This is a genomic window from uncultured Pseudomonas sp., assembly GCF_913774235.1.
Classification (GTDB): domain Bacteria; phylum Pseudomonadota; class Gammaproteobacteria; order Pseudomonadales; family Pseudomonadaceae; genus Chryseomonas.
The window spans coordinates 430,435-455,996 of sequence record NZ_CAJYDW010000012.1 but is presented as its reverse complement, the minus strand read 5'-3'; the positions used below and the strand labels follow the sequence as shown (position 1 = coordinate 455,996).

The window sequence follows — 25,562 nt, the reverse complement described above, 5'->3', positions numbered from 1 at the left end:
CGGCGTCATCGGCACCTGGCCAATGACGCCGTCCGCCTTAGGCGCTGCTGCTGGCCAGGTCCGCCAACTCCCGACTGGCCACGCTGTACATCGCGTAGTCCTGGCCGCTGGCGTTGCGCAGGTCTACCAGCAGACCACGCCAGCGCTCCACCGCCGCTCTATGCTGCTCCAGCCACAGCGACAGTCGCGCCTCCGGATCGCTGGACGCCTCGGCGAGATTGAGCATGCCGACGGTGATGGCGCGCTGCTGCACGTCCACCTCATCACGGAAGGCTTCCCGTGCCAGGGCCTGCCAGGCATTGGCGACCGGCAGCTGGTTGAGCTGCTGCTGGTACCAGGTCAGATCCAGGACGTCGCCTGCCGCGAACCAGGTGGCCGCCACTTCCAGCGGATCCTGGGCGGTGACGTCCGCCGCCTGGATCACCGGCAGCAGGGTATAGATGTGGTTGGTCCCCGCCACGACCCGCGCCAGCAACTCGGGAACCCCCGCCTCGGTGTAGGCGCGGAAGCGCTCTTCCCAATCCTGGCGCGGCTCGCCCTGCAGCAGTTCGTCCAGCCGCACGCCCAGGGCGGCGATACGCGGGCCGAAGAAGGCTGCGGCGGCACCGGCGTCCAGCCCGCTGCGATGGCTGCGCAGGAACCAGCGGGTCGCCCGGCGACCCAGGCGCATCAGCTCGCTCATCAGCCGGAGTTGCAGCTCGGCCGGCACCTGGTGATCCAGGGCCTCTACCTGGCGCCACCAGTGCGGCAGGTGCAGGACGTCGCGCATGACCACATAGGCCCGGGCCACGTCCGCCGCGCTCATGCCGGTGGACTCGCGCAGCCGCTGCACGAAGGTGATGCCCATATGGTTGATGAGGTCGTTGGCGATCTGGTTGGCGACGATCTCGCGCTTCAGGCGGTGACGGGCCATGGCCTCGGGGAATTGCTCGGTCAGGCGCTGCGGGAAGGCGCCCTGCATGTCCCTGGCGAGGTACTCATCGTCCGGCACCGAAGAGGCCAGCAGTTGCTCCTTGAGGTCGATCTTGCTGTAGGAGATCAGCACCGACAACTCGGCGCGGGTCAGCCCCTGCTCCTTGGCGGCGCGTTCGGCCAGGACCTCGTCGCTGGGCAGGAACTCCAGGGTGCGGTCCAGCTTGCCGCGGCTTTCCAGGTCGACGATCAGGCGCTGGTACTCGGCCAGGTGGGTCCGGGCACGGTACTCGGCGAGGGACAGGGCGCCGGTCTGCATATAGTTGTTGGCGACCACCAGCTCGCCGACCTCATCGGTCATCTCGACCATGAGGGTGTTGCGCTGCTTGACGGTCATGTCGCCCGCGGAGACCACATCGCCCAGCAGGATCTTGATGTTGACCTCGTGGTCGGAGCAGTCCACCCCGCCGGCGTTGTCGATGAAGTCGGTGTTGCAGGCACCGCCCTGCAGACCGAACTCCACGCGCGCCAACTGGCTCATGCCCAGGTTGCCGCCTTCGCCGATCACCTTGGCACGCAGGTCGCAGCCGTCCACCCGCAGGCCGTCGTTGGCCTTGTCACCGATGTCGGCATGGCTCTCGAAGCTGGCCTTGACGTAGGTGCCGATGCCGCCGTTCCAGATCAGGTCCACCGGCGCCTTGAGCAGCGCATGGATGAGTTCGGTGGGGGTCAGCTGGTCGGCCTGCAGGTCGAAGCGGGCCTTCATCTCGGGAGTGATGGCGATACGCTTGGCGCTGCGCGGGAAGATGCCACCGCCCTGGGAGATCAAGCTGGCGTCGTAGTCGGTCCAGCTCGACCGCGGCAGGTTGAACAGTCGCTCGCGCTCGGCGTAGCTGCGCTCGGCGTCCGGATTGGGATCGATGAAGATGTGCAGGTGATTGAAGGCCGCCACCAGTTGCAGGCTGCGCGAACGCAACAGGCCATTGCCGAAGACGTCGCCGGCCATGTCGCCGATGCCCAGCACCGTCACCGGGTCGCGCTGGACGTCGATGCCACGCTCGCGGAAATGTCGTTGCACGCTGACCCAGGCACCACGGGAGGTGATGCCCATCTTCTTGTGGTCATAGCCGGCCGAACCACCTGAGGCGAAGGCGTCATCCAGCCAGAAGCCGTAGTCCTGGGCAATGCCGTTGGCGATGTCGGAGAAGGTCGCGGTGCCCTTGTCGGCCGCCACCACCAGGTAAGGGTCATCGCCGTCGTAGCGCACCACCGCCGCCGGCGGCACGATCTCGCCGTCCTTGAGGTTGTCGGTGATGTCCAGCAGACCGCTGATGAAAATGCGGTAGCAGGCGATGGCCTCGGCCTGGATGTCGTCGCGGGAACCACCCAGGGGCAGGCGCCGCGGCACGAAACCGCCCTTGGCCCCGACCGGCACGATCACCGAGTTCTTCACCTGCTGCGCCTTCACCAGGCCCAGCACCTCGGTACGGTAGTCCTCTTCGCGATCCGACCAGCGCAAGCCGCCCCGGGCGACATTGCCGAATCTAAGGTGTACACCCTCGACGCGGGGGCTGTAGACGAAGATCTCGTAGCGTGGCACCGGCCGCGGCAACTCCGGAATAGCCTTGGGATCGAGCTTGAAGCTGAAGTAGGCCTTGGCCTTGCCGGCGGCGTCGGTCTGGAAGACGTTGGTTCTCAGGGTCGCCTTGATCAGGTCCAGGTAGCGCCTCAGAATGCGATCCTCGTTGAGCACCGCGACGTCGTCCAGGGCACTGAGGATGGCCTGCTCCAGGCGCTGCTGCTTGTCGTCCAGGTCGTCGCTGGTCATGCGCCGCGCCAGGTAGAACTTCATGCGGAACAGCCGCACCAGTTCCCGGGCGATGTCGACATGGGCATTGAGGGTGGCGGCGATGTAGCCGATGTCGAAACCGATGCGGATCTGCTTGAGGTAGCGGGCATAGGCACGCAGCACCGCCACATCGCGCCAGGGCAACCCGGCGGTGAGCACCAGGCGGTTGAAACTGTCGTTCTCCGCCTGGCCCTCGACCACCTGGACGAAGGCGTCCTGGAAGGTGTCGTTGAGCTGCTGGAGATCCAGCTCCAGGCCGGCCACGGTGGTGAAGGCGAAGTCATGAATCCAGTAGCGGCGGCCGTTGCGATGGCGCAGCTCGTAGGGGAATTCGCCAAGCACGCGCAGGCCGAGGTTTTCCAGGATCGGCAAGACGTCCGACAGCGCCAGGGGCGTATCGGCGTGGTAGAGCTTGCAGTGCAGGATGTTGTCGCCGACCTGGGTCAGCGGCTGGTAGAAGCCCATGGCCAGGCGGCGCTCATCGTTCAGCGCCAGCAGGTGGCGCATGTCCACCACGGCCAGGTGCGGCGCGAAGCGCTCGCGGTAGCCCGCCGGGAAGCCCAGCGGATAGTCGGCCAGGATGGAGGTGCCCTGGGCTTCGCCGAAGCTGTCCACCATCAGGCTGGCGAAATCATCCTTCCAGCTGCGGCAGGCCTGTACCATCTCCTGTTCCAGCCGCGCCGGATCGACGTCCTGGGGCTGCAACGGATCGACGCGCAGGATGAACTGCACCCGCGCCAGTACCGACTCGGAGAAGAAGGTCCAGAATTCGCAGTCGGTACCGTGCAGGCGATCCATGAGGATCTGCTGCATGCGCTGGCGGACTTCGGTGGAATAGATGTCGCGCGGCACATAGGCCAGGCAATAGAAGAACTGGCCGTAGGGATCGCGGCGCAGGAACACGCGCACCTTGCTGCGCTCCTGGATCTGCACGATGGCCATGGCGGTACTGAACAGCTCGTCCACCGGCGTCTGGAACAGATCGTCGCGCGGCAGGCCTTCGAGCACCTGGGCCAGTTCCTTGCCCAGGTGGGCGCTGCTGTCGAAATCGGCACGACGCCGTACCTCGTCGACCTTGCGCCGGATGTAGGGAATCTCGCGCACGCTGTCGTTGTAGACGCTGGAGGTGTAGAGGCCCATGAAGCGGTGCTCGCGCACCACCCGGCCGCTGGCGTCCACTTCGCGCAGGGAAACGAAGTCTGGATAGGCCGGGCGATGCACCCGACTCGGATCGGCGGCCTTGGCGAAGGACAGCAGCACCGGCTCGCGCAGATAGCGCAGCGGCTCGCCGGAAAGCGTCACCGTGGCGGTCTCCGGACTGCCTCTGAGCCGCCGCGACAGCCCCAGCAGGGACTCGGGCGCATAGCGCTGCACGGCGTTCTCGCCCTCGCCTGCCACGGTGAATTCCTCGTAACCGAGGAAGGTGAAACGGTCGCTGCGCAGCCAGTCGAGGAAGGCCTTGACCTCGGCCAGCTCCCCGTCCTCCACGCCCGCCGGACGCTGCTCCAGCCAGTCCAGCAACTCGCCAACCTTGGCCTTCATGGCAGCGAAGTCACCCACTGCCAGGCGCACCTCGCCGAGGATCTCCTGCAGCGACGCCTCCAAGGCACGCAATTCGCTGCTGGCCGCGCAGCGGTCGATCTCGAGGAACATCAGGGCTTCGCGGGTCACGCCCTCGCCTTGCTGGCCCTTGGGCAGCAGTTCGAGCAGCCGGCCCTGGGCATCGCGGCGGACGCTGAGCACGCTGTTCTGCAGGGTATGGACGCTGTAGCCCTGGCGATTGAGTTCCATGCGGATCGAATCCACCAGGAACGGCGAATCGGCGTGCAGCACCTCGACCACGGTATGGCTCGATTGCCAGCCGTGGCGTTCGTAATCGGGGTTGAAGACCTGGACCCGGGGCTCGGCTGGATCGAAGACGTCGAGCAGGCGCCAGGCCGAGAGCACGCAGCCGACCAGGTCGGAAAGACGGCGCTGGGTCAGCTCTTCCAGCGGGACGATGCCGAAGAACTGGGCGGTGAAGCGCTCCAGCTGTTCGAGGGTGGCCCCTTCGACATGGGCCGCGAGGGCATTATTGAGTTGTTGTTGGAAATCCGCTTGGCTGGCAGCGGTGAAAAACGCCATAACCGTACTCCGTCCTGAAGGTGCTGTGGGCTTCGCTCCGCAGAGGACAGGCCTCTCCCGGAGCGAGTTCCACGAAGGACGAGGCCGGACTGCACCAAAAAAGTGCAACAGTGCAGTACGGCTAGAGTAGCCCTCTATTCCGTCAACGCACGTATGTCAGGGCGACAACAAGATTCAGCTGCGGAACGGGTCTCAATAGTGAGGGGGCGGCGCCTCGTCCGGCAGGCCGCCGCCACCGGCGGTCTGCAGCTCCGCCTGGCGCTCGGCCAGCAGGCGGATCTGCGCCGCGCAGCGATCGAGCGCCTTCTGCTGCTCGACAATGATGTCGTTGAGGGTCTGGATGGTGTCGTCCTGGAAGGCCTGGCGCACTTCCAGTTCGGCGATGCGTTCTTCGAGCGTCATGACTTGGCCTCCTGTTCGAGCAATGTTCGCCAGAGCTTCAGCGCCGTGCGCCCCTCCTCATCGCCGTAGGGTTCGCGCGGCGAATGCCCCCAGACCGGCCCAGGCCAGGCCGGATCGGCCGCGTGGCGCAACACCAGGTGCACGTGCAACTGACTGACCACGTTGCCCAAGGCACCGATGTTCAGTTTTAGACCGGGCTGTGCCTGACGCAACACCTGGGCGACAAGTGTCACCTCTCGCCACAGTTGCGCCTGATCTGCTACCGACAGATCGAGAATCTCGGTAACACCTGTTTGGCGTGGCACCAAGATCAGCCAGGGGTAGCGGCGGTCGTTGAACAGCAACACCTGGCAGAGCGTCAAGGACGCCACTTCCAGCGTATCGCCGGCCAGCCGTGAATCAAGTTGGAACATCTCTACTCCTGCCAAATTAGGTCAGCACTAAAAATGTGCACGACTACCCGTAAGTGAAACCTTTGGTGTCACAAAGGTGCAACCACCTCTTCCGACACTGCAGCCATGCCTCGTCGAAAGCGCGCAATAGCTCGAATTGCCTACCGCTTCGCCTATTGTGCATGCTTCTTGCTAGCGGAATTCACGCGCGACGAACGGCGAGGAACTCTTAAGGCAAACTCTCAAGAGAACCGGTTAAATCAACGCCCGCAGACGCAAATTTTTGCCAAGGCCTATCGCCCCTCACGGAGAGGTGCTATACGTGCCGCCATTAGAACAAACAGCCACGGCTGACACGATGGCTGATCCTCAAAACCCAAAGGAGCATTTCTGATGCAAGCGATGAAGTGGAGCGTTATCGCCCTGGCTGTAGCTGCAGGGACCACTCAACTGGCTTTCGCCGACCAGCAGTCCGATTCCAAGGGCTTCGTCGAAGACAGCAAGCTGACCCTGTTGAACCGCAACTATTACTTCAACCGGGATCTGAAGAACCAGGCCAACGATCGTATCGACTGGAGCCATGGCTTCCTGATGAACTACGCATCGGGCTTCACCCAGGGTACCGTGGGTGTAGGTGTGGACGCCTTCGGCTACCTGGGTCTCAAGCTCGACGGCGGCGCCGGCACCTCCGGCACCGGCAACCTGCCGCGCAACAGCCGACTTGAGCCTGCTGACGAGTACTCCACCGCTGGCGCCGCGGTCAAAGTCCGCATCTCCAACACCGTCCTGAAGTACGGCAACCTGCAGCCCACCTCCCCGGTATTCGCCCTGGGTGGCAGCCGCCTGTTCCCGGCCAATGGCACCGGCTTCATGCTGACCAGCGAAGAAATCGACAAGCTGTTCCTCGAAGCGGGTTACTTCACCGCTACGCGTGATGGTATCCAGACCTTCCACGACGGCGACATCGGCACCTCCTACTCGGGCGAGACCGCCCGGTCCGCTGCCTATGGCGGTGGCAAATACAGCTTCAACGACCAGCTGTCCGCCTCGTTCTACTACGGCAAGCTGAAGGACCTCTGGAACCAGTACTACGGCAACGTGAACTACGTTCAGCCGCTGAGTGCCAACCAGTCGCTGACCTTCGATGCCAACTACTACTACACCGAAGATTCCGGCAGCTCCAAGCTGGGCAACATCAGCAACAACACCTTCTCCCTGGCAGCTGCCTACAGCATTGATGCCCACACCTTCACCCTGGGCTTCCAGAAGGTCAACGGCGATACCCCCTTCGATTACGCATCAGCTGAGACCCAAGGTGGTGGCGACGGCATCTTCCTGGCCAACTCCATCCAGTACTCGGACTTCAACGCACCTGGCGAGAAATCCTGGCAGGCTCGTTACGATCTGAACATGGCGACCCTGGGCGTTCCCGGCCTGAGCTTCATGACCCGTTATGTCTACGGTAGCGGCATCACCGACGACACCAACGGCGTCTACGGTGCCTACGCAGACGGCGCCAAAGAGCGCGAAACCAACGTCGAAGCCAAGTACAAGATTCAGAGCGGCCCGGCCAAGGACCTCTCCTTCCGCGTTCGTCAATCCTGGCACCGCGGCGACGCCACCACTGGCGGCACCGTCAACGAGTTCCGCCTGATCACCGAGTACCCGCTGAACATCCTCTAATAGAGGCCAGCGTACCTCGTACGATCCAGCAGCCCGGCTTCCGCCGGGCTGTTGCTTTTCCGGCTTCCGCCCGGCTCCGCCCGCGTCCCTGTACGCCCTGCCCCACCCCACCGTACAATGCCGGTCCCGTCTCGATGCCGACAGACCGCCTAGCCATGCGTACCAGCCAGTTCCTGCTGTCCACCCTCAAAGAAACTCCGTCCGATGCCGTGGTGATCAGCCACCAGTTGCTGCTGCGTGCCGGCATGATTCGCAAGCTGGCCTCGGGTCTCTACACCTGGCTGCCACTGGGCCTGCGCGTGCTGCGCAAGGTGGAAGCCGTGGTCCGCGAGGAAATGAACGCCACGGGCGCCCTGGAAGTGCTGATGCCTGCCATCCAGCCCGCCGAGCTGTGGCAGGAATCCGGCCGCTGGGAGCAATACGGCCCCGAGCTGCTGCGCCTGAAGGATCGCCACCAGCGCGATTTCTGCGTGGGCCCGACCCACGAGGAAGTCATCACCGACCTGATGCGCAACGAGCTGAACAGCTACAAGCAGCTGCCGATCAACCTGTACCAGATCCAGACCAAGTTCCGCGACGAGATCCGTCCGCGCTTCGGTCTGATGCGTGGTCGCGAATTCGTGATGAAGGACGCCTACTCCTTCCACCTGAACCAGGCCTCGCTGCAGGAAACTTATGACGCCATGTACCAGGCGTATTGCAACGTCTTCAGCCGCCTGGGCCTGAACTTCCGCCCGGTACAGGCGGACAACGGCTCCATCGGCGGCAGCGGTTCCCATGAATTCCATGTGCTGGCTAGCTCTGGCGAAGATGACATCGTCTTCAGCGACAGCTCCGACTACGCCGCCAACATCGAGAAGGCCGAAGCCCTGCCGCGGGAAATCGCACGCGGCGCTGCCACCGAAGAACTGCGTCTGGTCGATACCCCCGAGACCAAGACCATCGCTGATCTGGTGGAAAAATTCGGCCTGGCCATCGAGAAGACCGTGAAGACCCTGGTGGTCCGCGGCGCCGAGGAAGGCACCCTGATCGCCCTGGTGGTGCGCGGCGATCACGAGTTGAACGAAATCAAGGCGGCCAACCTGCCCGAGGTGGCGAGCCCCCTGGTGTTCGCCACCGAGCCCGAGATCCGCGCCGCCATCGGCGCCAGCCCTGGCTCCCTGGGCCCGATGAACCTGCCGATCCCCTGCGTCGTCGATCGCTCGGTCGCCCTGATGAGCGATTTCGGCATTGGCGCCAACCAGGAAGACAAGCACTACTTCGGCGTGAACTGGGAGCGTGACCTGCCGCTGCCCCAGGTCGCCGACCTGCGCAACGTGGTGGCCGGTGATCCGAGTCCGGATGGCCAGGGCACCCTGGTGATCAAGCGCGGCATCGAAGTGGGCCACATCTTCCAACTGGGTACCAAGTACAGCGAGGCCATGAAGCTGTCGGTCCTGGGCGAGGAAGGCAAGCCGACCACCCTGACCATGGGCTGCTACGGCATCGGCGTATCCCGCGTGGTGGCCGCCGCCATCGAGCAGAACCACGACGAGCGCGGCATTCGCTGGCCGGCCGCCCTGGCGCCCTTCCAGGTCGCCCTGGTGCCGATGAAGTACGAGAACGCCGCGGTGAAGGAGGCGACCGATCGTCTCTACGCCGAACTGAAAGCGGCAGGTTTCGATGTGCTGCTGGATGACCGGGACAAGAAGACCAGCCCCGGCGTGAAGTTCGCCGACATGGAGCTGATTGGCATCCCCCATCGCCTGGTGGTGGGTGAGCGTGGTCTGAACGAAGGCGTGGTCGAGTACAAGGGTCGTACCGACAGCGACAGCCAGAATGTCGCGCTGGCCGAGATCGTCGGCTTCCTCAAGGCCCGCTAAGGGCTACCGCTCCAGGTCAGGTGTCCGTGCGCCTGACCTGGAAGTCGGTCAGGCCTTCGCAGGCCACCTCCTCCAGCAGCACCTCGGTCACCGAGGCCGCTGTTGGCCCCTGCCAGAGCCAGCGCTCCATAGGGGTGAGTGCCTCGACCGGACCTTCCAGGTGGCACTCCACCCGGCCATCCGCCAGATTCCGTACCCAGCCGCTGACGCCCAGTCGCTGCGCCTCCTGCCGCGTGCTCTCGCGATAGTAGACGCCCTGGACGCGGCCACTGATCAGGGCACGCCGTGCTAATAAGCTAGTCATCCCCTGGTTGCTCCCCGCTCTTCCAATTGCGGTGTGACCTGCAGCCACTGGGCCACGCTGCCTGCCAGGATCTGGGAACGCTCCGCCTGCAGCCGCGCGAAGGCCTCCTGCAATTGCGGATACCAGTCACCGGGAAAACGCTCGGCCGCCGGCCAGCAGTCCGCCGCCGGCGGCGCCCAGGGCGAGCGATCCAGCAAATCCAGCAAGGCGTAACCATGCAGGTCGCGGCAGAGCACCCAGTGACCGCTGCCGTTCTGGCACACCAGCCGCTCCTGTTGCAGAAAGGCCAGCACCGCGTGCCATTCATGCTCGGGAAGCTTCCAACCGACATCGTGCAGCCGTCCCAGATGCAGACTGGAACCACTCTGCTGTCGCTCCAGGAAGGCACGCAGCACGGCCAGCAGGACGAAGAAGGCCGGCAAGGGCGCGCGGCGCCAGTGATGGGTGGTGGACAGGCTGCACACCACTTCGGCGCCTAGCAACACGATCAGCCAGCAGACATAGATCCAGACCAGAAACAGCGGCACCGTGGCGAAGGCACCGTAGATCAACTGGTAGCCGGGAAAGTAGAAGACATAGAGACCGAAGAGGCTCTTGGCCGCCTCGAACAGCACGCCGGTGAGGGCGCCGCCGATCAGCGCATGGCGCAACGGTACCCGGGTATTGGGTACGGCGGCGTACATCAGGGTGAAGGCGGCGATGCTGAACAGCAGGGGGGTCGCCTTGAGCAGCACCTGGGCGCCGGACATCCCATAGGAGCCGAACACCAGGGCCACCGAGGCCAGGTAGGTGCTCATGGCGAAGCCGGCGCCGAGCAGCAGCGGGCCGAGACTCAGTACTGCCCAATACAGCAGGAAGCTAGACACCCCACGCCGCGGGATACGCACCCGCCAGATATCGTTGAAGGTCTTTTCCACCGTTACCAGCATGAAGAAGGAGGTCACCGCCAGCAGGGCCACGCCGAGCCAGGTCAGGTGTCGTGCCTGCTCGATGAAATTGCGCAGGTATTCCTCCAGCGTCGCCCCGGTAGAAGGCACGAAATTACGGAAGATGAACGCCTGGATCTGGCCTTCCGTCCCCTGGAAGGCGGGGATAGCCGAGAGCATGGCGAAGGTCACGGTCATCACCGGGACCACGGCGAACAGGGTGGTGTAGGTCAGGGCCGCGGCATTGTTGGGCGCGCGGTCCTCGATGAAGCGGTCGGCGAGATAGCGCACGAAGGACCACAGTTCACGCAAGCGGGCCGGCATTGGCGGTTCCTCGAAAGGCACGGTCAAGGGCTGGCGCGGCGCTCCCCGCCAACCCGCTACAATGGGCATCTTACCTTCTATGGATCCGCCCATGAGTGAAATCGTCCTCTATCACAATCCGCGCTGTTCGAAATCGCGCGCGGCCCTGGAGCTCTTGCAAAGCCGCGAGCTAGCCGTGTCCGTGGTTCCCTATCTGGAAACGCCGCCAGATGCCGCGACCCTGCGCGCGCTGCTCGCCAAGCTGGGCCTGGGCGCGCGCCAACTGCTGCGTACCGGCGAGGACGCCTATCGCGAGTTGAACCTCGCCGATCCGGCGCTGGACGACGAAGCCCTGATCGCGGCCATGGTCACACACCCCAAGCTGATCGAAAGACCCATCGCCGTGTGCGGCGAACGCGCCGTCGTCGGTCGCCCCCCCGAGCGTGTCCTGGAGATCCTGCAATGACCCCCGAAGCCTATGTCCTGGTGCTCTACTACAGCCGCCACGGCGCCACCGCCGAAATGGCCCGCCAGGTCGCCCGTGGGGTGGAAATGGGTGGCCTGACCGCCCGCCTGCGCACCGTGCCGGCGGTCTCCGCCGAGTGCACCGCCGTTGCCCCGGCGGTACCCGAGCAGGGTGCGGTCTATGCGACCCTCGATGACCTGCGCGGCTGTGCAGCCCTGGCCCTGGGCAGTCCGACGCGCTACGGCAACATGGCCGCCGCCATGAAGTTTTTCCTCGATGGCACCAACAGCCTCTGGCTGACCGGCGCCCTGGTGGACAAGCCCGCCGGGGTCTTCACCTCGACCGCCAGCCTGCACGGTGGCCAGGAGAGCACCCTGCTGTCCATGGCGCTGCCGCTCTTGCACCACGGCATGCTCATCACCGGTCTGCCCTACAGCGAGAGCGCCTTGCTGGAAACCAAGGGCGGCGGCACGCCCTATGGACCGAGCCATTTCGCTGGTGCCGATGGCAAGCGGGCGCTGGACGAGCAGGAAATCACCCTGTGCCGGGCCATGGGCAAGCGCCTGGCAATGCTGGCGAGCAAGTTGCAGAAGTAGCCACAGACGGCGCGGCTACCAGCCCATGATTTCCTTGACGAAGGGAATGGTGAGCTTGCGCCGCGCCTGCAGCGAGGCCTGATCCAGGCGTTCGAGCATGTCGAACAGCGCATCCATGCTGCGGGTGTTGCGCGAGAGGATGAAGCGACCGACCTCGTCGGTCAGGTGCAGCCCGCGGCGGGAAGCCCGCAGTTGCAGGGCGCGCAGCTTGTCTTCGTCGGACAGCGGGCGCAACTGGAAGACCAGTGCCAGGGTCAGGCGCGATTTGAGGTCGGGGAGTTGCACCGGCAGGTGCCGCGGCGCGGCGGTACTGGAGATCAACAGCCGCTTGCCGGCATCGCGCAGGCGATTGAACAGGTGGAAGAGCGCCTCTTCCCAGCGGCGCTGGCCGGCCAGGGCGTCGAGATCGTCCAGGCAGACCAGCTCGCATTGTTCGAGGTTGTCGAACAGCTCCACACCGTAGTCGGCCAATTCGCCCATGGGCAGGTAGATGGCTCGGCCACCCAATTCTTCCAGCCGGTGACAGGCCGCCTGCATCAGGTGGCTGCGCCCGGCGCCCGCGCCACCCCAGAGATAGATCAGGCTTTCCGTCCAGCCGGCATCGGCGTCGCACAGACGCTCGACATAGCCCAGCGCCGCGGCATTGGCGCCAGGGTAGTAGTTGACGAAGGTGGCGTCGTCACGCAGACGAATGCCCAGGGGCAGCTGTAGAGGCATCATGCCGGCTGGAACGGCTCTTGGCAGTTACGCGAGGGCGCCAAGTCTAACCAAAACCCGGCTCCCTCGCAGCAGCCTCTTCAGCGGTAACGGCTTCCCCCTATGGCCAGCGGAAATACAGGGTCGTCCGGGCGGGTTGGGCAGCCGGGGCCGGCTGGGCCGTAGGGGCGCTCGGAGCGGCATTCGCATCCACTGGCGCGGTAGGCGCAGCAGCAGCCGGTGCGGAGGCGGGCTGCAGGCCGGCGAGGCCGAGTTGCGCCTGCAACTGATCGGGGTTGGCGGTGAGGTCGTAGGTCAGTTGGGTGCCCTCGACCTTCACCAGCCGACTCGACAGGGGTTCGAGCATCTTCTGCAACTGGGCATAACGCTCGAAGTTGGAGTTGTCGGCTACCAGTGTCAGCGGCTGGGTGGTGCCCGGACGGGAGACGAATTTCTTCGACAGCCGCGAAGCGACGTCCTGCAGGACGGTCGCCGCCAGGGCGTCCTGGTCGGCCGCCTCGCTGCTGCCCTGCTCGGCGGCACCGCCGTTCCACAGGCGCCACTGAGCCTGCCAGCCATTGCCCTGGGGCTTGGCATGTACGGCCAGCAGGGCATTGGCGCCATAGCGTTCGGAGGCCTGGCGCAAGGCGGTGGGATCCTTGGCGTCGATGTTGGCGGCAGTGCCAGCCAGTTGCTCGCTCAGGTCAGCGATGGGCAGACGGATCGGCAGGCCGGCCCGCTGGGCGCCGCGCTGCACGCCGGCACTGGCGGGCTGGCCATCGCCGACCAGGGTCGCGCCGCTGTCGACATCGTTGAGCCACCAGATCATCACCACCGGGCGATTGGCACCCCACACCGACAGCCCGGCCTGGCCGAGGGCGCGCTCGGCGGCAGCTGGGTCGAAGTTGACGACCAGCACTTCCGGCGGACCGGCGTCATAGCCGTACTGGGTGATCAGGGATTCCGGCGTGGCCAGGGCGCCGGCCAGGCCAGGGTTCTGGCCGGCCTGGGGATTGCCGGTGAGTCGCGTGGCGAGCACTTGAAAGGCGCGCTTCAAGGCGGCGTTGCGCTCGTCCGGCTGCTGCGAGGTCACGGGCTCGCGGACCTGATAGAGATTGTCGACCACCTCGGCGCGGGCCAGCGGACTCAGGACCAGCAGCGAAGCGAGCAACGAAAGGACGAGACGGCGCATGGTGATTCCATAGAGAGGGCAAGGGGCATACCTTAAAAGCCGCCTGTCTCGCGGGCAAGGTGCCTGCGCCGATAGCGCGAAGACGACCCGCTTGAGCACGAGCACGGCAGCCAAGCTGTGACCACACCCAGGTGGCCGGGTGCCATCCCGTCCCTGACCGGAGGCCACGGCTGACCGCGTGCTTTGGCACGGCTTCTGATAAAATCGCCCGCCTCATCGCCGGCTGGCGCCAGCCGGCTCGTTTCGCCATTCGCTAAAGGCCAGGATTCATGAGCAAACAACCCCAGCTGAGCTACAAGGACGCCGGTGTAGACATCGACGCCGGTGAGGCTCTGGTAGAACGCATCAAGGGCGTCGCCAAGCGCACCGCCCGCCCGGAAGTCATGGGCGGCCTGGGGGGCTTCGGTGCCCTGTGCGAGATCCCGGCCGGCTATCGCCAGCCGGTGCTGGTCTCCGGCACCGACGGCGTCGGCACCAAGCTGCGTCTGGCCATGAACCTGGCCAAGCACGACAGCATCGGCATCGACCTGGTGGCCATGTGCGTCAACGACCTGGTGGTCTGCGGTGCCGAGCCGCTGTTCTTCCTCGACTACTACGCCACCGGCAAGCTCAACGTCGACGTCGCCGCCCAGGTGGTGACCGGCATCGGTACCGGCTGCGAGCAGGCGGGCTGTTCCCTGGTAGGCGGCGAAACCGCCGAGATGCCCGGCATGTACGAAGGCGAAGACTATGACCTGGCCGGCTTCTGCGTCGGCGTGGTGGAGAAGTCCGAGATCATCGACGGCTCCAAGGTGGCCACCGGCGACGCCCTGATCGCCCTGCCCTCCTCCGGCCCGCACTCCAATGGCTATTCGCTGATCCGCAAGATCATCGAGGTGGCGGGTGCCGACATCGAGAACATCCAGCTCGACGGCCAGCCGCTGACCGACCTGCTGATGGCGCCCACCCGCATCTACGTGAAGCCGCTGCTCAAGCTGATCAAGGACACCGGCGCGGTCAAGGCCATGGCCCATATCACTGGCGGCGGCCTGCTGGACAACATCCCGCGCGTACTGCCCGAGGGTGCCCAGGCGGTGCTCGACGTGGCCAGCTGGCAGCGTCCGGCGGTATTCGACTGGCTGCAGCAGCAGGGCAACGTCGACGAGACCGAGATGCACCGCGTGCTGAACTGCGGCGTGGGCATGGTCATCTGCGTGGCCCAGGACCAGGTCGAAGGCGCCCTGAACGTACTGCGTGCCGAGGGTGAGCAGCCCTGGGTGATCGGCCGTATCGAACAGGCCGCCGCGGGAGCCGATCAGGTGGTGCTGAACAATCTGAAACAGCACGGATGAGTCAAGCCGACTGCGCCGTGGTGGTGCTTATCTCCGGCCACGGCAGCAACCTGCAAGCCCTGATCGACGCCGCGAGGCCGCCTGTGCGGATCGCGGCGGTGATCGCCAACCGCGCCGAGGCCTATGGCCTGGAGCGGGCCCGCCAGGCCGGGATCGCCACGGCGGTGATCGATCACCGCGAGCATGCCGACCGCGAGAGCTTCGATGCGGCCCTGGCGGCCAGCATCGATGCCCAGGGCGCCGATCTGGTGGTCCTGGCCGGTTTCATGCGTATCCTCACGCCAGCCTTCGTGCGGCGCTACCAGGGTCGCCTGCTCAATATCCATCCTTCGCTGTTGCCGCTGTACAAGGGCCTGCATACCCATCAGCGGGCGCTCGACGCCGGCGATGCCTGGCATGGTTGCAGCGTGCACTTCGTCACCGAGGAACTGGATGGCGGCCCGGTCGCCTTGCAGTCCCGGGTGCCGGTACGGGTCGACGATACGCCGGAAAGCCTGGCGACACGGGTACACGCCGCCGAGCACCTCCTTTATCCTGTGGCCGTGCGGCTCTATGCCGAAGGTCGTCTACGGCTGGGCACCGCGGGTGCCGAGCTCGACGGCCAGGCCTTGCCGCCGACCGGGGCCAACCTGCCTGAGCTGGCCACGGCCTCCCTTTCCTGAACCAAGGAGAACTCGATGCGACGTCTGTTGTTCCTACTGGCCGCCTTCTGCAGCGCGTCGGCTTTCGCCTTCGACCTGCAACCCTTCACGGCCAGCTACACCGCCGACTGGAAGCAGATGCCGGTCAGCGGTTCTGCCGAGCGCTCGCTGGAGAAAGAGCCCGATGGCCGCTGGGAGCTGAAATTCGAGGCCTCCATGCTGGTGGCCGGCCTTAGCGAGTCCAGTACCTTCCGCCATGAGGGCGACGCCTTCCTGCCGGATACCTACCAATACAAACGCAGTGGGCTGGGCAAGAGCCGCGAAAGCGAGCTGACCTTCGACTGGGCCGCCAAGAAGGTCACCGGCAAGGACAAGGACGATCCGGTCACCCTGCCGCTGGATCGCGGCCTGCTGGACAAGTCGACCTATCAGCTCAAGCTGCAACAGGACGTCGCCGACGGCAAGAAGAGCATGAGCTACCAGATCGCCGACGGCGACAGCATCGATACCTATGACTTCCGCGTCATAGGTCCGGAGCGTATCCGTACGCCGCTGGGCCTATTCGATGCCATCAAGGTCGAGCGCGTGCGCGACCCCACCAAGAGCAGCCGCAAGACTGAGCTGTGGTTCGCCAAGGACTGGGACTATCTGCTGGTGCGTCTCTACCAGCAGGAGAGCGACGGCAAGGAATACCAGACCAGCCTCAAGGAAGGCACGGTCAATGGGCGCACGGTGAAAGGCGCCAACTGATCCGGGTCTTGACCACGACGCCCTCTTCGGAGGGCGTTTTCTTTTCTGCCGGTTCAGCCCGCGATGGCCGTCCTTCAGGCGATGTCGCTGGCATCCCGTTCGAGGATGCGGGTCTTCTCATAGCGAACATCCGTGCCTTCCAGTTGGGCGACCCGTCGCCACCCCTGAGCCTCATAGAAGGCATTGGCCCCTACCGAGGAGGCCCCATCGGTGACCAGCCAGATCAGGGCATGGCGGCGAAACAGAGCCGTCTCGGCGGCGGCCAGCAGCCGGCTACCGATGCCCCGCCCCTGACAGTCGGGCCGGACGAACAGGGCGAAAACCTCGCCGGCGGCTAGATCCACCATGCTGAAGCCCACCACCTCCCCGCCCAATTCCAGCACCCAGGCGCAGGGTTCGGCGGCGAGGGCCGTAGCGATGGTGTCGGGAGTGATGCCCAGGTCGGCGAGTTGCCCTCGGGTCAGGGCGTTGTCCGCCACCGCGGTGCGGATGGCGAAGAGGGCCTCCACGTCGGCCAGGGTGGCGAGACGCAGGAGGCCATTGGCTGTCTGAGTGGTCACGGAGTGAAACTCGAAGGTAAAGGAAGTCGAAGGCGCGGAGCCGGCTTCACCCTTGGCGATGAGGCCGGGCTATCTCTCCACGACCGCGGAAACTGCGGCGGATTGTCGCAGAAGTTGTAACAGCTTGTTGCCGAGACGTGCCTTGGTCCCCAAGCGAAACGCTCTAGTATGGGGATCAAGCCCAGCCGTAGCGCGGGCTCGATCAAGGAGATACAGCATGACCATTACCGTAACCGAACGTGACGAAGACCATATGTCCCGCGAAGCCCGTGGCTTGGGCCTGCATCTCTGGGACGTGAAGCAAGAAGGTGAACTGGTCGGCGTCTACCAGAGCGAGGCCGCTGCCCTCGAATACAAGGAACAGATCGAGCACGACAGCGCGTCGCACGCGGAGTGAGTCGACCGGTTTCTTGATTGACTGCCTGAAAAAGGCCCGCCTCTTGGAGGCGGGCCTTTTTCGTTTCAGGATGGGGTACGGACGGCAAAGCCCAAGGCCACTCTGTTCAGCGGTACCCCGACATACCCTCACCACAACCCTCTCCCGAAGGGAGAGGGAGTAGCCTGCTGCAGGCGGGTGTTGCTTAGTTGGGCTGAGAAGGCTCCATCAGCGAAGCCCAACGGCAGCCTACCTTCCTAGTGCAACAGCTCGTCAGCGAAGACCTTGTCCAAGGTGATGGGCAGGTCACGCACCCGCTTGCCGGTGGCGTGGAAGATGGCGTTGGCGATGGCCGCGGCTACCCCGACGATGCCGATCTCGCCGATGCCCTTGGCGCCCAGCGGATTGACGATCTCGTCGTGCTCCTCGACGAAGATCACCTCCAGTTGCTGGACGTCGGCCTGTACCGGGAAGTGGTACTCCGCCAGGCTGTGGTTCATCCAGCGCCCCTTGGTGGTGTCCATCATCCCCTCTTCCTGCAGGCCCATGCCGATGCCCCAAACGATGCCGCCGGCCACCTGGTTCTCACCGGTCTTGAGGTTGAGGATACGGCCCGCGGCCACGGCGGTGACGACGCGGCTGACGCGGACGGTGCCGAAGTCCTCGTCCACCTTCACCTCGACGAACACCGCCGAATGGGTACCGGTGGCGTAGTCGTCACGCCCTTCCGCCGGTTCGGCGCTGGCCAGGGTTTCCATGGACGGCGAACCCGAGGCCTTGAGGATGGCGGTGAAGTCGAGGCGCTTAGCAGGATCGGTCTTGAGGCTGATGCCGCCGTCGGCGAACACCACCTGGTCCAATTCGGCCTTGGCCAAGGGCGAATCGTCCATTGACTGGGCGGCGTCCAGCAGTTGCTGGCGCAGCTGATCACAGGCCAGCTTCACGGCGGTGCCCACGGAAGACACGGTGAAGGAACCGCCCTCCAGGGGTGCCTTGGGCAGGGTGGAATCGCCCAGCTTGAAGGTGACCTTGTCCAGCGGCAGGCCGAGATTCTCGGCAGCGATCTGGGTCATCACCGTATAGGTGCCGGTGCCGATGTCGGCGGTAGCGCTGGCCACCACCAGGCTGCCGTCGATGTTCATCACCGCCTTGGCCGTGGCCGGTTGCTGCATTGCTTCCCAGACGCCAGTGGCCATGCCCCAGCCCACCAGCTGGTTGCCGTCGCGCATGGAGCGCGGCGCCATGCTGCGCTGGTGCCAGCCGAAGCGCTCGGCGGCCTGGCGATAGCACTCCAGCAATTCCTTGCTGGAATAAGGCTTGCCCTTGGCCGGATCGGTGTCGGTGAAATTGCGGATACGCAGCTCCAGCGGATCGATGTCGGCGGCGTAGGCCAGTTCGTCCATGGCGCTTTCCAGGGCATAGACCCCCAGCACGGCGCCGGGGGCGCGCATGTCCAGCGGGGTGTAGACGTCCAGCGCGGCCAGTTGATAAGCCAGCTTGACGTTGGGACAGGCATAGAGCGAAGCGGACCAGACCAGCACCATTTCGGTGAAGTCTTCGAAGCGCGAGGTGATGCCCAGGGCGCTGTGGTCGATGGCCAGCAGCTTGCCGTCGCGGTCACAGGCTAGCTTGATCCGCTGATAGGTCTCGGGGCGATAGCCGAAGGTGAACATCTGCTGGCGGGTCAGGGTCACCCGTACCGAGCGCTTGAGTTGCAACGCGGCCATGGTCGCCAGCACCAGCTGGTACTGGGGACGCAGACCGGAGCCGAAGGCACCACCGACGAAGGGCGAGATGACCTTCACGTCGCCCTCGCTCAGGCCGAAGATGTTGCTGACGAATTGGGCGCTGTTCTGCACGCCCTGGGTCTTGTCGTGCACCGTCAGCTTGCCGTCCTTGTGGTAGATGACGGTCGAGGCGTGCATCTCCATGGGATTGTGGAATTCCGCCGCGGAGTGGTACTCGGCTTCGATGCGCGTGGGCGCCGCGGCCCAGGCGGCCGGGGCATCGCCGCGATTGTCCGGCAGCTCCATGGGCGCTTCATGGGCCTGGTCACGAGCCTTGGCCAGGTCGGTGGCGTGATCTTCCTCGCTGTAGCGAGCGCGGATCAGGGAAGCCGCGTGGCGCGCGGCTTCGAAGGTCTCGGCGACCACCAGGGCGATGGGCTGGCCGCTGTAGAGGATGCGGTCGTTGTACAGCGGTCGGAAGGGCTTGCCATCCGCTGCGTCCATGTCGGTGTAGCTCTCGTCGTAGCTGGCCATCTTCGGACGATTGCGATGGCTGAGCACCTCGATCACCCCGGGCTGGGCCAGGGCCTCGCTGACATCCAGATCGAGCAGACGGCCCTTGGCGATGGTGGCGTTGACCACGAAGCCGAAGGCCAGGTCCGGCACGCTGAATTCGCCGGCATAGAGCGCCTGGCCGGTGACCTTGAGCGGACCGTCGACGCGGGGAACGGCTTTTTGCAGATGGACGACGGTCATTGCAGGGTACCTCCGGCGGCTTCGGTGAGGGCACGTACGATGGCGCGCCGGGCCAGTTCTATCTTGAAGGCGTTATGGGCGAAGCCCTGGGCGCCTTGCAGCAGGAGCTCGGCCAGTTGGCCGAAGGTGGCCTTGTCCGCCACCTGGCCAACGACGGCCTGTTCGGCCTCGGGCAGTCGCCAGGGCTTGTGGGCCACGCCGCCCAGGGCGACGCGGACCTGCTTGATGCGCTCGCCGTCCAGTTCCAGCGCCGCGGCCACCGAAACCAGGGCGAAGGCATAGGAGGCGCGGTCGCGGATCTTCAGGTAGGCACTGTGGGCGGCCAGGCCCTCGGCCGGCAGGGTCACGGCGGTGATGAGTTCGTCGGCGGCGAGGTTGGTGTCGCGCTCGGGCGTATCGCCCGGCAGGCGGTGGAAATCGGCGAAGTCGATGACGCGATCACCCTGGGGACCACTCACCTCGACGCGGGCGGCCAGGGCGGCCAGGGCCACGCACATGTCCGAGGGATGGGTGGCGATGCACTGCTCGCTGTGACCGAGGATGGCATGGATGCGATTCTGGCCGTCGCGGGCACCGCAGCCCGAGCCGGGCTCGCGCTTGTTGCAGGGGGTGCCCACGTCATAGAAGTAGTAGCACCGGGTACGCTGCAGCAGGTTGCCGCCGGTGGAGGCCATGTTGCGCAGTTGCGGCGAGGCACCGGCGAGGATCGCCTTGCTCAGCAGTGGATAGCGGCGCTGTACCTCGGGGTGATAGGCCACCTCGGCATTCTTCACCAGGGCGCCGATGCGCAGTCCGCCCTCGGCAGTGGTCTCGACCTCACGCAGCGGCAGGCCGTTGACGTCGATCAGCTGTTCAGGGCGTTCGACGTTTTCCTTCATCAGGTCCAGCAGGTTAGTGCCGCCGGCGATGAAATGGGTCTGGGGGCCGTGTTGGCGGATGGCATCGGGGACGGCATTGGGCTTGGCGTAACCGAAGCGGTTCATTCGCGGCCCTCCCCTTGCTGGCAGTCCGGGCGGGCCCGCTCGATGGCGGTGCGGATGTTGCGGTAGGCACCGCAGCGGCAGAGGTTGCCGCTCATCTGCTCGGCCACCTCGGCTTCGCTGTGGGCGTGACCTTCTTTGAGCATGCCGATGGCCGAGCAGATCTGCCCAGGCGTGCAATAGCCGCACTGGAAGGCGTCTTCGGCGACGAAGGCAGCCTGCATGGGGTGCAGTTGGTCGCCTTGGGCGAGGCCTTCGACGGTGGTGACTTCGGCCCCGTCCTGCATGACCGCCAGGGCCAGGCAGCTGTTGATGCGGGTGCCGTTGACCAGCACGGTGCAGGCGCCGCACTGGCCGTGGTCGCAACCCTTCTTGGTGCCGGTGAGATCGAGATGATCGCGCAGCAGGTCGAGCAGCGTGGTCCAGGGCTCGACGGCGAGTTGCAGCTGCTTGCCGTTGAGGGTCAGGGCGATGGTATGGGACTCGGGTTCGGCCAGGGGCGGGAGCTGGCGCGCGGGGGTGGCGTTCATGGCGGACCTCACGGTTAAAGCCGCGGGGTGCAGATTGCCCCCGTGGTCGGAATCAGGCGGTGGCAGCGAAAGGCCACCTCAGGTAAAGGACTGCCCTCGACCTGTAGCGGTTCAGCACCCCTGCCCAGCGGTATTCAACGTTACGTTGAGCCCTGTTCAGCTAAACGGCGAAAGCGCCGCGTTAGAGCCTTTTGCTGGGAGATGGACATATCTGGCAAAGGGCCCTGGTCCGTTAGCGCACTAGCGGCCTGAACCCCATCGGCAAAGGGGCAGTCATCAGAACTCCCGTGATGTGCCCCCAACGATGAGAACCCGACCATGGCCTCCGACTCCGATGCACGCTGGCGCCTGTCGCGACGCCAGTTCCTCGGCACCTCCGCGGTGCTGGTGGCGACTAGCGCCATTCCCGGCTATGCCTTTGCCCAGGCCAGCGGCGGCGCGCCCCTGACACCCAAGGCCATTGCCGCCCGACTGCCGCAATTACTGCCGCTGACCTTGCAGATCAATGGCGAAGCGCGCCGGCTCAAGGTCGACAGCCGCACCACCCTGCTCGATGCCCTGCGCGAGAACCTGCACCTGACCGGCACCAAGAAGGGCTGCGACCACGGCCAGTGCGGCGCCTGTACGGTGCTGGTGAACGGCCAGCGCATCAACAGCTGCCTGAGCCTCGCCGCCATGCACGAAGGCGACGCCATCACCACCATCGAAGGCCTGGGCAACGCCGAGCGCCTGCATCCGATGCAGGCGGCCTTCCTGGCCAAGGACGGCTTCCAGTGCGGCTATTGCACACCCGGGCAGATCTGCTCGGCGGTGGCCCTGCTGGACGAGGTCAAGGCCGGCATGCCCAGCCATGTCTCGGCGCGCCTCGACGGCCCGATGAAGCTCAGTGAAGAAGAGATCCGAGAGCGCATGAGCGGCAACCTCTGCCGCTGCAGCGCCTATCCCAATATCGTCGCGGCCATCCAGATGGCGGGGGGCCAGGCATGAGGGTCTTCGACTATCAGCGTGTGCAGAACGAAGCCGAGGCCAGCCGCCAAGGGGCCCAGGCCGGTAGCCGCTTCATCGCCGGCGGGACCAACCTGCTGGATCTGATGAAGCTGGAGATCGAAACGCCCAGTCAGGTGCTGGACATCAATCGCCTGAAGCTGGATCAGATCAGTGCCACCGGGGATGGCGGCCTGCGCATCGGCACCCTGGTGCGCAACTCCACCCTGGCCGCCGACGCCCGGGTGCGCGAGCGCTATCCGGTGCTGTCCCGCGCCCTCTTGGCCGGCGCCTCGGCGCAACTGCGCAACAAGGCCACCACCGGCGGCAACCTCCTGCAGCGCACCCGCTGCTCCTACTTCTACAACACCGCCATGCCCTGCAACAAACGCCAGCCCGGCAGTGGTTGCTCGGCCTTGGGCGGCTTCAATCGGATGAACGCGGTGATAGGCACAAGCGATCAGTGCATCGCCGTGCACCCGTCCGACATGGCGGTGGCCATGCGGGTGCTGGACGCGACGGTGGAGACCCGCGAAGCCACTGGCCGCACCCGCCGCATCCCTATCGCCGACTTCCATCGCCTGCCCGGCGCTACCCCCCAGATCGAGACGGTGCTGCAACCTGGCGAACTCATTACCGCCGTTACCCTGCCCCCACCGCCACCTGGCATCCAGGTCTATCGCAAGGTGCGCGACCGCGCCTCCTATGCCTTCGCCCTGGTGTCCATGGCGGCCATCGTCGAGCTGGACGGCAGCCGCATTCGTAGCGGCCGCGCCGCCTTCGGTGGCCTGGCGCACAAGCCCTGGCGGGTAGCGGCGGCCGACCAGGCCTTCGCCGGCCAGGCGGTGGACAGCGACTTGGCCGCGGTGGGCGATGCCCTGCTCGCCGGCGCCCGTGGCTATGGCCACAACGACTTCAAGCTCGAGCTGACCCGCCGCGTGCTGCGTGCCGGGGTGGCCGATGCCCGCCAACAGGCCTGAGGACAGCCCCATGGAAATGAATGAACCCGCGGGCCGCAACCTGATCGACGAGAATCGCGGCGGTCTGATCGGCAAGCCCATCGACCGCGTCGACGGCCTGCTCAAGGTCACCGGCCAGGCACCCTACAGCTTCGAATTCCGCAACGATCGCGTCGCCTACGGCTTCATCGTCGGCGCCACCATCGCCAAGGGCCGTATCGCTCGGCTGAATACCTCGGCCGCGGAGGGCGCGCCGGGCGTGCTCAGCGTCCTGACCTATCGCAACGCCCCGCGTCAGGCCGCGCGCGAGCCGGACAACAGCGCCCGCTTCACCCGACCCAAGCCCTACCTGGACAGCGACCAGGTGCGCTATTTCGGTGAACCGGTGGCCTTCGTGGTGGCCGAGAGTTTCGAAGAGGCGCGCCTGGCTGCGGCCTTGGTGGAGATCGACTATGCCGCCGAACCGGGCGTCTTCGACCTGGCCGCCAACCTCGGTCAGGCGGTGAAGCCGCCGGATGGCGACCAGCCCACCGATACCGCTTCGGGCGATGTGGATGCCGCCTTCGCCCGCGCCCCGGTCAAGCTCGACGAGCGCTACACCACGCCCTACCACATACATGCGCAGATGGAGCCCCACGCCAGCCTCGCCCAGTGGGACGGCGACCGGGTGACCATCTATTGCTCCACCCAATTCGTCGAGCAGGCACAGAGTTGCGTAGCCAATACCTTGCAGTTGCCCAAGGACAACGTCCGCATCGTGGCGCGCTACATCGGTGGCGGCTTCGGCGGCAAGCTGCCGATCTATGCCGACGCCCTGATCGGTGCCATGGCCGCACGCACCATCGGCCGCCCGGTGAAGGTCACCCTCACCCGCCAGCAGATGTTCCAGATCACCGATCACCGCTCGGCCACGGTGCAGCGCATTCGCCTCGGCGCCGACAACAACGGGCGTCTCCTGGCCATGGCTCACGAAGGCTGGTCCCACTCCGCTCGCGGCCTCGCCTACTACGAGCCCACCGGACTCTCGTCGCGCACCCTCTATGCCGGCGACGACCGCCTGGTGGCGCACCGCATGGTCGAGTTGGACCTCCCCGAATCCGGCTCCTGCCGTGCACCCGGCGAGGCGGTGGGCATGCTCGCCAGCGAGAGTGCCATGGACGAACTGGCGGTGATGCTCGATCTCGATCCCATCGAGCTGCGCCTGCGCAACGAACCCAGCCAGGACCCGGAAAAACACATCCCCTTCTCCACCCGCAAGCTGGTGGACTGCATGCAGGAAGGCGCCCGCCGCTTCGGCTGGGACCGGCGTAACGCCAAGCCAGGGCAGGTCCGTGACGGCGACTGGCTGGTCGGAATGGGCATGGCCGCGGCCAGTCGCGCCAACATGCTCAGGCCGTCCCAGGCCGGGGTACGGCTGGAAGCCGACGGTACCGCGACGGTGAAGACCTCCATGACCGATATCGGCACCGGAACCTATACCATCCTGGCGCAGATCGCTGGCGAATCCCTCGGGCTACCGGTAGAGCGGGTCAAGGTGCTGCTGGGCGACAGCGACGATCCGGCAGGCGCCGGCTCCGGTGGCTCCTTTGGCGCCGCCAGTTCCGGTTCCTCGGTCTATGTCGCCTGCGAGAATCTGCGTCTGAAAGCGGCCGAGGCAGCCGGCCTGGACCCCGCCAGCGCGCGCTTCGTCGGTGGTCGCCTGATCGCCGACAACGGCAGCCGCGACCTCGCCGAACTGGCCCGCCAGCACGATCTCCTGGCCATCGGCGAGATCAAGCCGGGGCAGACGCTCAAGGACTATTCCCAGCAGGGCTACGGGGCCTTTTTCGCCGAGGTGGGGGTGCATGCCATCACCGGTGAGATCCGCCTGAGACGCATGCTCGGGGTGTTCGCCGCCGGGCGCATCCTCAACGAGAAGACCGCCCACTCGCAGATGCTCGGCGGGATGATCTGGGGGGTAGGCAGCGCCCTACACGAAGAGGGCGTGATCGATACCCGCCATGGCCACTTCGTCAATCACGACCTGGCCGACTACCACTACCCTAGCCACCTGGACATCCCCGCCATTGAGGCCCACTTCCTGCCGGAAATGGACGACAAGGCCAATCCGCTGAAGATCAAGGGCGTCGGCGAACTGGGCATCTGCGGTGCCGGGGCTTCCCTCACCAACGCCGTCTACAACGCCTGCGGAGTGCGCATCCGCGACTATCCGCTGACGGTGGACAAGGTGCTGGCGGGGCTGCGGATGGCCTGACGTCTGG

At 65.6% G+C, this 25,562-nt stretch carries 22 protein-coding genes; 11 read left to right on the top strand and 11 right to left on the bottom strand.

Annotated features, from left to right (window positions below; translation table 11 throughout):
* Window positions 1–37: 37 nt before the first annotated feature.
* From QZ471_RS11585 to QZ471_RS11575, 3 genes are all read right to left on the bottom strand, one after another.
* Window positions 38–4,885, bottom strand: a complete 4,848-nt coding sequence (locus QZ471_RS11585; RefSeq protein ID WP_295463810.1) for an NAD-glutamate dehydrogenase — start codon at window positions 4,883–4,885, stop codon at window positions 38–40.
* Window positions 4,886–5,077: 192 nt separating this feature from the next.
* Window positions 5,078–5,287 (bottom strand): SlyX family protein, encoded by a 210-nt coding sequence (locus QZ471_RS11580; RefSeq protein WP_059232214.1) that lies wholly within the window; start codon window positions 5,285–5,287, stop codon window positions 5,078–5,080.
* Window positions 5,284–5,700: an HIT family protein gene (locus QZ471_RS11575; RefSeq protein WP_295463809.1), complete on the bottom strand. Its 417-nt coding sequence runs from the start codon at window positions 5,698–5,700 to the stop codon at window positions 5,284–5,286. The genes QZ471_RS11580 and QZ471_RS11575 overlap by 4 nt, the downstream gene beginning before the upstream one ends.
* 372 nt (window positions 5,701–6,072) lie before the next feature.
* Here QZ471_RS11575 and QZ471_RS11570 point away from each other — a divergent pair, with 372 nt between their 5' ends.
* Window positions 6,073–7,362 carry an OprD family porin gene (locus QZ471_RS11570; RefSeq protein ID WP_295463808.1) on the top strand — a complete coding sequence of 430 codons (1,290 nt, stop codon included), beginning with the start codon at window positions 6,073–6,075 and terminating at the stop codon, window positions 7,360–7,362.
* 155 nt (window positions 7,363–7,517) lie between these two features.
* Window positions 7,518–9,224, top strand: coding sequence for a proline--tRNA ligase (locus tag QZ471_RS11565; protein WP_295463807.1), 1,707 nt, complete (start codon window positions 7,518–7,520; stop codon window positions 9,222–9,224).
* A 16-nt stretch (window positions 9,225–9,240) separates the two neighbouring features.
* Here the strand turns inward: QZ471_RS11565 and QZ471_RS11560 are convergent, their stop codons facing one another.
* Together QZ471_RS11560 and QZ471_RS11555 are read right to left on the bottom strand one after the other, a co-directional pair.
* Window positions 9,241–9,528: an acylphosphatase gene (locus QZ471_RS11560; protein WP_295463806.1), complete on the bottom strand. Its 288-nt coding sequence runs from the start codon at window positions 9,526–9,528 to the stop codon at window positions 9,241–9,243.
* Window positions 9,525–10,778 (bottom strand): YihY family inner membrane protein, encoded by a 1,254-nt coding sequence (locus QZ471_RS11555; RefSeq protein ID WP_295463805.1) that lies wholly within the window; start codon window positions 10,776–10,778, stop codon window positions 9,525–9,527. Before QZ471_RS11555 ends, QZ471_RS11560 begins: the two co-directional genes overlap by 4 nt.
* A gap of 91 nt (window positions 10,779–10,869) precedes the next feature.
* Between QZ471_RS11555 and arsC the strand changes: the two genes are divergently transcribed.
* Together arsC and wrbA are read left to right on the top strand one after the other, a co-directional pair.
* Window positions 10,870–11,223, top strand: a complete 354-nt coding sequence (gene arsC / locus QZ471_RS11550) for an arsenate reductase (glutaredoxin) (RefSeq protein ID WP_295463804.1) — start codon at window positions 10,870–10,872, stop codon at window positions 11,221–11,223.
* A complete protein-coding gene (gene wrbA, locus QZ471_RS11545; RefSeq protein ID WP_295463803.1) occupies window positions 11,220–11,819 on the top strand; it encodes an NAD(P)H:quinone oxidoreductase in 600 nt (199 codons plus the stop codon). The genes arsC and wrbA overlap by 4 nt, the downstream gene beginning before the upstream one ends.
* Before the next feature lie 15 nt (window positions 11,820–11,834).
* Here the strand turns inward: wrbA and hda are convergent, their stop codons facing one another.
* Entirely contained in the window at window positions 11,835–12,539 is a 705-nt protein-coding gene (hda, locus tag QZ471_RS11540; RefSeq protein WP_295463802.1) for a DnaA regulatory inactivator Hda, read from the bottom strand.
* A gap of 97 nt (window positions 12,540–12,636) precedes the next feature.
* Window positions 12,637–13,707, bottom strand: coding sequence for a DUF2066 domain-containing protein (locus QZ471_RS11535; RefSeq protein ID WP_295463801.1), 1,071 nt, complete (start codon window positions 13,705–13,707; stop codon window positions 12,637–12,639).
* A 269-nt stretch (window positions 13,708–13,976) separates the two neighbouring features.
* Between QZ471_RS11535 and purM the strand changes: the two genes are divergently transcribed.
* The 3 genes from purM to QZ471_RS11520 are packed head-to-tail and all read left to right on the top strand — an operon-like array spanning window position 13,977 to window position 16,429.
* Window positions 13,977–15,038 carry a phosphoribosylformylglycinamidine cyclo-ligase gene (gene purM / locus QZ471_RS11530; protein ID WP_295463799.1) on the top strand — a complete coding sequence of 354 codons (1,062 nt, stop codon included), beginning with the start codon at window positions 13,977–13,979 and terminating at the stop codon, window positions 15,036–15,038.
* A complete protein-coding gene (gene purN, locus QZ471_RS11525) occupies window positions 15,035–15,700 on the top strand; it encodes a phosphoribosylglycinamide formyltransferase (protein WP_295463797.1) in 666 nt (221 codons plus the stop codon). The genes purM and purN overlap by 4 nt, the downstream gene beginning before the upstream one ends.
* 15 nt (window positions 15,701–15,715) lie before the next feature.
* Entirely contained in the window at window positions 15,716–16,429 is a 714-nt protein-coding gene (locus tag QZ471_RS11520; protein WP_295463795.1) for a DUF3108 domain-containing protein, read from the top strand.
* Between the two features lie 74 nt (window positions 16,430–16,503).
* Here the strand turns inward: QZ471_RS11520 and QZ471_RS11515 are convergent, their stop codons facing one another.
* On the bottom strand, window positions 16,504–16,989 hold the full coding sequence (locus QZ471_RS11515) for a GNAT family N-acetyltransferase (RefSeq protein WP_295463792.1): 486 nt from the start codon (window positions 16,987–16,989) through the stop codon (window positions 16,504–16,506).
* Between the two features lie 217 nt (window positions 16,990–17,206).
* Between QZ471_RS11515 and QZ471_RS11510 the strand changes: the two genes are divergently transcribed.
* Window positions 17,207–17,386 carry a hypothetical protein gene (locus tag QZ471_RS11510; protein WP_295463789.1) on the top strand — a complete coding sequence of 60 codons (180 nt, stop codon included), beginning with the start codon at window positions 17,207–17,209 and terminating at the stop codon, window positions 17,384–17,386.
* 236 nt (window positions 17,387–17,622) lie between these two features.
* On the opposite strand, the gene QZ471_RS11505 is transcribed toward QZ471_RS11510, so the two are convergent.
* From QZ471_RS11505 to QZ471_RS11495, 3 genes are read right to left on the bottom strand one after another with little or no spacing between them, the layout of a single operon-like run.
* Window positions 17,623–19,848, bottom strand: a complete 2,226-nt coding sequence (locus QZ471_RS11505; RefSeq protein ID WP_295463787.1) for a xanthine dehydrogenase family protein molybdopterin-binding subunit — start codon at window positions 19,846–19,848, stop codon at window positions 17,623–17,625.
* Window positions 19,845–20,831: a xanthine dehydrogenase family protein subunit M gene (locus QZ471_RS11500; protein ID WP_295463774.1), complete on the bottom strand. Its 987-nt coding sequence runs from the start codon at window positions 20,829–20,831 to the stop codon at window positions 19,845–19,847. The genes QZ471_RS11505 and QZ471_RS11500 overlap by 4 nt, the downstream gene beginning before the upstream one ends.
* The gene (locus QZ471_RS11495; RefSeq protein WP_295463771.1) at window positions 20,828–21,358 is read right to left on the bottom strand and encodes a (2Fe-2S)-binding protein; all 531 of its coding nucleotides are present in this window, start codon (window positions 21,356–21,358) and stop codon (window positions 20,828–20,830) included. Before QZ471_RS11495 ends, QZ471_RS11500 begins: the two co-directional genes overlap by 4 nt.
* Window positions 21,359–21,676: 318 nt before the next feature.
* Between QZ471_RS11495 and paoA the strand changes: the two genes are divergently transcribed.
* Genes paoA through QZ471_RS11480 form a run of 3 tightly spaced genes read left to right on the top strand, consistent with a single transcriptional unit; the run spans window position 21,677 to window position 25,555 of the window.
* The gene (paoA, locus tag QZ471_RS11490; protein ID WP_295463767.1) at window positions 21,677–22,345 is read left to right on the top strand and encodes an aldehyde dehydrogenase iron-sulfur subunit PaoA; all 669 of its coding nucleotides are present in this window, start codon (window positions 21,677–21,679) and stop codon (window positions 22,343–22,345) included.
* Window positions 22,342–23,322 (top strand): xanthine dehydrogenase family protein subunit M, encoded by a 981-nt coding sequence (locus tag QZ471_RS11485; RefSeq protein WP_295463766.1) that lies wholly within the window; start codon window positions 22,342–22,344, stop codon window positions 23,320–23,322. The genes paoA and QZ471_RS11485 overlap by 4 nt, the downstream gene beginning before the upstream one ends.
* 10 nt (window positions 23,323–23,332) lie before the next feature.
* Window positions 23,333–25,555 carry a xanthine dehydrogenase family protein molybdopterin-binding subunit gene (locus QZ471_RS11480; RefSeq protein ID WP_295463763.1) on the top strand — a complete coding sequence of 741 codons (2,223 nt, stop codon included), beginning with the start codon at window positions 23,333–23,335 and terminating at the stop codon, window positions 25,553–25,555.
* The last annotated feature ends 7 nt before the right edge of the window (window positions 25,556–25,562 follow it).

Excerpts from the sequence above, each read along its gene's own strand:
- paoA (WP_295463767.1), top strand. The coding sequence starts at position 21,677 with ATGGCCTCCGACTCCGATGCACGCTGGCGCCTGTCGCGACGCCAGTTC.
- QZ471_RS11495 (WP_295463771.1), bottom strand. The coding sequence starts at position 21,358 with ATGAACGCCACCCCCGCGCGCCAGCTCCCGCCCCTGGCCGAACCCGAG.
- purM (WP_295463799.1), top strand. The coding sequence starts at position 13,977 with ATGAGCAAACAACCCCAGCTGAGCTACAAGGACGCCGGTGTAGACATC.
- QZ471_RS11520 (WP_295463795.1), top strand. The coding sequence starts at position 15,716 with ATGCGACGTCTGTTGTTCCTACTGGCCGCCTTCTGCAGCGCGTCGGCT.
- wrbA (WP_295463803.1), top strand. The coding sequence starts at position 11,220 with ATGACCCCCGAAGCCTATGTCCTGGTGCTCTACTACAGCCGCCACGGC.
- QZ471_RS11505 (WP_295463787.1), bottom strand. The coding sequence starts at position 19,848 with ATGACCGTCGTCCATCTGCAAAAAGCCGTTCCCCGCGTCGACGGTCCG.
- QZ471_RS11555 (WP_295463805.1), bottom strand. The coding sequence starts at position 10,778 with ATGCCGGCCCGCTTGCGTGAACTGTGGTCCTTCGTGCGCTATCTCGCC.
- QZ471_RS11565 (WP_295463807.1), top strand. The coding sequence starts at position 7,518 with ATGCGTACCAGCCAGTTCCTGCTGTCCACCCTCAAAGAAACTCCGTCC.
- QZ471_RS11575 (WP_295463809.1), bottom strand. The coding sequence starts at position 5,700 with ATGTTCCAACTTGATTCACGGCTGGCCGGCGATACGCTGGAAGTGGCG.
- QZ471_RS11585 (WP_295463810.1), bottom strand. The coding sequence starts at position 4,885 with ATGGCGTTTTTCACCGCTGCCAGCCAAGCGGATTTCCAACAACAACTC.
- QZ471_RS11480 (WP_295463763.1), top strand. The coding sequence starts at position 23,333 with ATGGAAATGAATGAACCCGCGGGCCGCAACCTGATCGACGAGAATCGC.
- QZ471_RS11560 (WP_295463806.1), bottom strand. The coding sequence starts at position 9,528 with ATGACTAGCTTATTAGCACGGCGTGCCCTGATCAGTGGCCGCGTCCAG.
- QZ471_RS11535 (WP_295463801.1), bottom strand. The coding sequence starts at position 13,707 with ATGCGCCGTCTCGTCCTTTCGTTGCTCGCTTCGCTGCTGGTCCTGAGT.
- QZ471_RS11510 (WP_295463789.1), top strand. The coding sequence starts at position 17,207 with ATGACCATTACCGTAACCGAACGTGACGAAGACCATATGTCCCGCGAA.
- purN (WP_295463797.1), top strand. The coding sequence starts at position 15,035 with ATGAGTCAAGCCGACTGCGCCGTGGTGGTGCTTATCTCCGGCCACGGC.
- QZ471_RS11570 (WP_295463808.1), top strand. The coding sequence starts at position 6,073 with ATGCAAGCGATGAAGTGGAGCGTTATCGCCCTGGCTGTAGCTGCAGGG.
- QZ471_RS11485 (WP_295463766.1), top strand. The coding sequence starts at position 22,342 with ATGAGGGTCTTCGACTATCAGCGTGTGCAGAACGAAGCCGAGGCCAGC.
- QZ471_RS11580 (WP_059232214.1), bottom strand. The coding sequence starts at position 5,287 with ATGACGCTCGAAGAACGCATCGCCGAACTGGAAGTGCGCCAGGCCTTC.
- arsC (WP_295463804.1), top strand. The coding sequence starts at position 10,870 with ATGAGTGAAATCGTCCTCTATCACAATCCGCGCTGTTCGAAATCGCGC.
- QZ471_RS11500 (WP_295463774.1), bottom strand. The coding sequence starts at position 20,831 with ATGAACCGCTTCGGTTACGCCAAGCCCAATGCCGTCCCCGATGCCATC.
- hda (WP_295463802.1), bottom strand. The coding sequence starts at position 12,539 with ATGATGCCTCTACAGCTGCCCCTGGGCATTCGTCTGCGTGACGACGCC.